The organism is Nocardioides sp., from assembly GCF_024509035.1.
GTDB lineage: Bacteria > Actinomycetota > Actinomycetes > Propionibacteriales > Nocardioidaceae > Nocardioides.
In genome coordinates, this window is the sequence record NZ_JANINT010000149.1 from 1 (window position 1) to 5,419 (window position 5,419).

Below are 5,419 nucleotides of genomic sequence, written 5' to 3' on the forward strand. Positions count from 1 at the left end.
TGGCGGAGCTCGACCGCCGGCTGGCGGCGGGGGCGACGTCGCTGCGCGGATGGCGGCTGCGCGGCGTCGACCTCACCGCGCGCCACGACACGCTCGCCTCCGTCGGGCTCGCGGGTGCGACGTTCCTCGGCTGCACGTTCGCGCCCGGTGACGAGGACCTGGTGCGGGCGGCCGGTGCCCTCGTCCTGCCCGCGACCCCTGAGGCGCCGGTCGACACCGCGCGCACCACCCTCTACACGCCCGCGGAGCTGTACGACGCCCCCGACTACGCCGACTCGCTCGACGCGCGGGCCTACGCGTGGTCGCAGCGGCCCTCGACGCGAGACAAGGCGCTGGTCCGGGCGCTGCACGACCACGCCGTCGACGTCGCGCTCGAGTCCTGGATCGCCGGACGGCGCCTCGTCGGGGTGATGGGACAGCACACCGCCCTGCGCGGCGACCCGAGGTTCGTCGACGCCGCCCGCCTGGGCGCGGCGCTCGGCTCGTCGCACATGGTCGCCACCGGGGGCGGACCCGGTGCGATGGAGGCCGCCAACCTCGGCGCCTGGCTCGCGCGCCAGCCCGACCCGGCCGCGGCGTTGGACGAGGCGTTGGCGCTGCTCACCGAGGTGGCGTCGTACCGGCCCTCGATCGGCGCCTGGGCGGACCGCGGGTTCGCCGTGCTCGACCGCTTCCCCGGGGGAGCCGAGTCGCTCGGGATCCCCACCTGGCACTACGGGCACGAGCCGCCCAACGTCTTCGCGACCGCGATCGGGAAGTACTTCCGCAACTCCACGCGCGAGGCGACGCTGCTGGAGGTGTGCGACGCCGGCATCGTCTTCCTGCCCGGCTTCGGCGGGACGGTCCAGGAGATCTTCCAGGACGCGTGCGAGAACTACTACGCCGACGAGTCCTCGGTCGCCCCGATGGTGCTGGTGGGCGTTCGCTACTGGACCGAGGAGCTGCCCGCCTGGCCGCTGCTGCGGTCGCTCTCGCGAGGCCGGCCGATGGAGGACCGGGTGCACCTGGTCGACTCCTGGGAGGACGCGGCGAACCTGCTTGTTTCGGGGACGTGAACCCGCCGCGGAGCCTAGATTGACGCGATGCAGATCTCCCGTCGCGACCTCTTCCGCTCCGCTGCCGCCGTCGGCGGCGCCGCCGCTCTCGGCGGTCTCGGTGGCCTCTCGGCCGACGCTGTCGCCGGCACCGGCCCGGCCGCCCGGGCCGCTCGCGCCACGACCACCCGCACCAGCGTGATGGTCCGGGGCACCGCAGGCGCCGGTGGCTACCGCCCGGTCGTGACGGCCGCCGGTGAGTCCTGGAAGGTGCGCACCGACCTCGGCACCCGCGCCAAGGCGGGCCGGGCCGGGCGTCGCCGTCCCCTGGTCGCGTTCGCCCAGGTCAGCGACGTCCACATCGTCGACACCGAGTCCCCGATGCGCCTCGAGTACGCCGACCCGTTCAGCAGCTCGGCCTACCGGCCCCAGGAGTTCCTGACCCTGCACGTCGCCGAGGCGATGGTGCAGGGCATCAACGCGGTCAAGACCGGGCCGGCCACCGGGCGACCGATCGCGTTCACCCTCCAGACCGGCGACAACGCGGACAACGCGCAGTACAACGAGGTGCGCTGGAACATCGACGTGCTCGACGGCGGTCAGATCCAGCCCGACTCCGGCGACCACGAGAAGACCGAGAGCGTGGCGGACTCGAGCGACCCGGCGTTCTACTTCGCGAAGTACTGGCACCCCGAAGGCACGCCGGAGGGCAAGGTCGACGACGACGCCCGGGCGAAGTACGGCTACCCGACGATCCCCGGCCTGCTGGCCAAAGCGCGGGCTCCGTTCGAGGCCACGGGGCTCGACATCCCGTGGTTCAGCGTCATGGGCAACCACGACAAGCTCTATCAAGGAAACGCGCACCCCGCGCCTGACAGCCAGGCGCGCGCGACCGGCACGGTCAAGGAGATCGACACCGACAAGCGCCGAACCGTCACGGCCGACCCGAATCGTCGGGAGCTCACCACCGCTGAAATCGTGCAAGAGCACTTCACGACCACGGGCCTGCCGGTCGGGCACGGCTACACCGAGCAGAACCTCACCGACGGCACGGCGTACTACACGTTCGATCGCGGCATCGTCCGCTTCGTCGTGATGGACACCGTCAACGCGAACGGCGGCGACGACGGCTCGCTCAGCCCGTCGCAGTTCGCGTGGGTGAAGGAGGTTCTTGCGACGTCCAAACGCAAGCTGCTGGTGTTCTCCAGCCACCACCCGTCGTGGACCATGGTGAACCACGTCACCGGTCCGTTCGACCCCGGCAAGCGCATCCTCGGCGGGGCCCTCGTCCGCGAGCTGCTCAAGCACGACAACGTGATCGCCTGGGTCAACGGCCACACCCACACCAACAACATCAAGTCCCATGTCCGCACCGAGGGCAAGGGCAAGGACAAGCGGATCCTCAACGGGTTCTGGGAGATCAACACCGCCTCGCACATCGACTGGCCCCAGCAGGGCAGGATCGTCGAGATCGCGAACAACAAGGACGGCACGCTCTCGATCTTCTCCACGATGCTCGACCACGCTGCGCCGACGACGTGGGAGGAGAGCCAGCTCGACTCCCCGCTGCAGCTCGCGGCGCTCTCTCGCGAGCTCGCCGCCAACGACTGGCAGGAGCGCGACCACGACCGCCGCGGGGCGCGTACCGCACGCAACGTCGAGCTGATCCTCCGCGCGCCGCGCTTCCTGAGGTAGCTACGCCGCGCGGCGGAGGGCGGAGCGCATCCCGATCACGTCGCGGTAGTGGGCGACCAACGCCTCGTTGACGCCCTGCCACGAGCGGGTCGCGACGCTGCGCCGCGCGGCCAGGCCGGTGCGCCGGCGGAACAGCCGGTCGGAGGCGAGCGCGTCGACGTAGGCCATGAGCTCGGCGCGGTCGCCCGGCTCGTAGAGGAAGCCGGCCACGCCGTCGGCGACCACGTCGAGCGGACCGCCGGCGCGCGGGGCGACGACGGGGACGCCCGACGCCAATGCCTCCTGGGCCGACTGGCAGTAGGTCTCGTGGCGGCCGGTGTGGACGAAGACGTCGAGCGAGGCGTACGCCTGGGCGAGCTCCTCGCCGTGCAGGACGCCCAGGAACGACGCCCCGGGGAGCAACGTGCGCAGCCGCCGCTCCTCGGGGCCCCCGCCGACGATCACCAGCGCGTAGCGGGCATCGTGCGCGAGGCAGGTGAGCAGGTTCAGCTCCTTCTCGGGCGCCAGGCGGCCGACGTAGCCGATCAGCAGGCGACCGTCGGGAGCGATCTGGCGACGCAGCTCCGGGGAGCGGTGCACGGGGTGGAACTGCTGCAGGTCGACGCCGCGGGGCCAGAGGGCGGTCGCGGTGATGCCGAGGTCGGCGAGCTGGGCGAGGCTGCTGGACGACGGCGCGAGGGTCCGGTCCACCCCGGCGTGGATCCGGCGGGTGAGGTAGGCCATCGCGCGAGGCCCCCCGGCGATGTCGTAGCGCTCGGCGAAGCCCACGAGGTCGGTCTGGTAGATCGCGACCGTCGGGATCCCCAGCTCCTCGGCGGCCCGCACCGCCTGGTGGCCGAGCGTGGCGGGCGACGCGACGTGCACGACGTCCGGGGCGAAGCGCGCCATGACTGCGCGCAGGCGCGCCTTGGACTCCAGGCCGATCCGGAAGTCGCGGTAGAACGGGAGGCTGGTGCCGCGCGCCCGGGTGACCGGGAACCCGGCGTACGTCGGGGGCCCGGTCGGAGCGATCAGCTCGGCCTGGTGCCCCTCGGCGGCGAGGTGCTCGAGGACGCGGCGCACGGAGTTGGTGACGCCGTTGACCTGCGGGAGGAACGACTCGGTGACGACCAGCACCCGCAGCCGGTCGGTCGGGGGCTGAGGCAGCTGCGGGAGCCGGTGGCCCAGCTGGGCGAGCGAGGTGTGGTGCCGACGGATGCGCATGGACGCGACCTTTCGACTCAGGTGTCCTGCCGCGTCCGACGCTGCCGGTCACCCGGGAACGCGCGTCGATGCCGACACGAACGCCGCGTGAACCCCGCGTGGCGCTCGATCAGGACCTGCGGTGCGCGAGCGGCAGGCGGTAGGAGCGCTCCTGCCCGTACGTCGCGAAGCCGGCCCGCCGCAGGATCGGGGCCGAGGTCTCGACCCGGCCCTTGACGAGGGCGAAGCGCGCCCCGTGCTCGACACCCCAGGCCAGGCGTGCGTCGAGCAGTGCGCGGTAGATGCCGCGCCGGCGGTGGCTCTCGCGCACCGCCCCGCCCCACAGCCGCGCCACACCGTCGGTCAGCGTGAGCCCGCCTGCTCCCACCGGCATCGCGTCCACGTACGCGACCGCGCGCCCGGCCGCTCCCGTGGCGAGCGCGAGGGTGGCGCGGGCCGCCTCGTGCTCGAGGTGGTCGTCCGGCGGGAGGGAGCCGCCGAACACCTCAGCCGCTACCCCCTCGTAGTCGCGCAGGGTCCCGACGTCTGCCACCCAGCGCAGCTCGAGGTCCGCGGACAGCGGGGCGTCCGGCCCGCCGGCGCTGAGGTCCCGAGCGAGGACGTCCACCGTCTGGGCCGGCGTCCCGCGCTCCGCCAGCATCGCCTCGACACCCGCAGCGGCGTCGGGCGGCACCCAGCAGAGGATCTCGGACGGACCGAGCTCGCGGGCCCGCTCGAGTGCCTCGTCGAGCACGACGGCCGGGCGTCGGCGCGGTAGCAGGCGGGTGAGCATCAGGGGCTCCTCGAACCAGTCGGGGTAGCGCACGACGAGGTACTCGTCGGTCTCCACCGTCACCGCGAAATCGGGGAGCCACACCCAGGCCGCGCTCGCGGCAGTGACCTCCGCGAGCGTCGGGCTCATGCCTCGGTGGCCGCCAGCTGGCCGCAGGCGCCGTCGATCTCGCGGCCGCGGGTGTCGCGGACCGTGGTCGGGATGCCCTTGGCCTCGAGGCGGCGGACGAACTCGCGCTCGTCGGCCGGGTCGGACGCCGTCCACTTCGACCCCGGCGTCGGGTTGAGCGGGATCAGGTTGACGTGCACCCATCCCCAGTCGCCGTAGCCGCGCAGGACGTCGCCCAGCAGGTCGGCGCGCCAGGCCTGGTCGTTGATGCCGCGCATCATGGCGTACTCGATCGAGACGCGCCGCTTGGTCGTCCGCGCGTAGTTCCACGCGGCCTCGACGGTCTCGGCGACCGAGAAACGGGTGTTGATCGGGACCAGCTCGTTGCGCAGCTCGTCGTCGGGGGCGTGCAGCGACAGCGCCAACGTGACCGGGATGCCCTCCTCGGCGAGCTGGCGCATGCGCGGGACCAGCCCGACGGTCGACACGGTCACGCCCCGGGCGCTCATCCCGAGTCCGTCGGGGGTCGGGTCGGTGAGCCGGCGTACGGCACCGATGACCGCCTTGTAGTTGGCCAGTGGCTCCCCCATGCCCATGAAGACGACGT

The 5,419-nt window shown here is 72.8% G+C and carries 5 protein-coding genes; 2 read left to right on the forward strand and 3 right to left on the reverse strand.

Features of this window, described 5'->3' with window-relative positions; all coding sequences use genetic code 11:
- Both Q0L15_RS11790 and Q0L15_RS11795 read left to right on the forward strand, forming a co-directional pair.
- A partial coding sequence (locus Q0L15_RS11790) for a Rossmann fold nucleotide-binding protein (protein ID WP_296604570.1) occupies positions 1 to 1,055 on the forward strand: 1,055 nt, incomplete at its 5' end.
- 27 nt (positions 1,056 to 1,082) lie between these two features.
- The gene (locus Q0L15_RS11795; protein WP_296604572.1) at positions 1,083 to 2,729 is read left to right on the forward strand and encodes a TIGR03767 family metallophosphoesterase; all 1,647 of its coding nucleotides are present in this window, start codon (positions 1,083 to 1,085) and stop codon (positions 2,727 to 2,729) included.
- On the opposite strand, the gene Q0L15_RS11800 is transcribed toward Q0L15_RS11795, so the two are convergent.
- The 3 genes from Q0L15_RS11800 to rlmN form a co-directional block, all read right to left on the reverse strand.
- Positions 2,730 to 3,932 (reverse strand): glycosyltransferase family 1 protein, encoded by a 1,203-nt coding sequence (locus tag Q0L15_RS11800; RefSeq protein ID WP_296604574.1) that lies wholly within the window; start codon positions 3,930 to 3,932, stop codon positions 2,730 to 2,732.
- A 109-nt stretch (positions 3,933 to 4,041) separates the two neighbouring features.
- Positions 4,042 to 4,833: a GNAT family N-acetyltransferase gene (locus Q0L15_RS11805; RefSeq protein ID WP_296604576.1), complete on the reverse strand. Its 792-nt coding sequence runs from the start codon at positions 4,831 to 4,833 to the stop codon at positions 4,042 to 4,044.
- Positions 4,830 to 5,419, reverse strand: a 590-nt coding sequence (rlmN, locus tag Q0L15_RS11810; RefSeq protein ID WP_296604577.1) for a 23S rRNA (adenine(2503)-C(2))-methyltransferase RlmN, incomplete at its 5' end; no start/stop codon positions are given. The genes rlmN and Q0L15_RS11805, both read right to left, overlap by 4 nt.

What these genes read in the sequence shown, in the direction of transcription:
- Q0L15_RS11800 (WP_296604574.1), bottom strand. Translation starts at nt 3,932, where the DNA reads ATGCGCATCCGTCGGCACCACACCTCGCTCGCCCAGCTGGGCCACCGG.
- Q0L15_RS11805 (WP_296604576.1), bottom strand. Translation starts at nt 4,833, where the DNA reads ATGAGCCCGACGCTCGCGGAGGTCACTGCCGCGAGCGCGGCCTGGGTG.
- Q0L15_RS11795 (WP_296604572.1), top strand. Translation starts at nt 1,083, where the DNA reads ATGCAGATCTCCCGTCGCGACCTCTTCCGCTCCGCTGCCGCCGTCGGC.